General features: G+C 44.6%; 1 pseudogene. It reads left to right on the top strand.

From position 1 onward, the window contains the following. A pseudogene (locus HC176_RS17920) lies at positions 1–222 on the top strand (GDP-L-fucose synthase); the annotation flags it as partial. Positions 223–352: the final 130 nt, after the last annotated feature.

The raw sequence follows: 352 nt of genomic DNA, 5'->3' as shown, positions 1-352 counted from the left end.
AGTGTTAACATAGGTACGGGAAAGGATATCTCAATAAAAGATCTGGCGGGAATGATCAAAAATATCACCGGCTTTTCCGGAGGAATTTCCTGGGACACTTCTAAACCCGACGGTACGCCGCGAAAGCTCCTCGATATTTCTCTCATCCACAGTCTGGGATGGAAGCATAGCATTGAGCTGGAGGAAGGAATAAGGAAGGTGTATGAGGAGAATTTTTTTTAAACCACCAGTTTTTAAGCACCAAGTACCAAATTCCAAATTCCAAATAATGTTTTACCTGAAAGATGATTAAATGAGTCCCCTCCCTCGGAGGTAGACTGTCCCGAACTTGTTTCGGGATGGCCGCAGGACG

The sequence above is a fragment of the Tamlana crocina genome (assembly GCF_012037625.1).
This window is presented reverse-complemented; position numbering and strand designations above follow the sequence as displayed.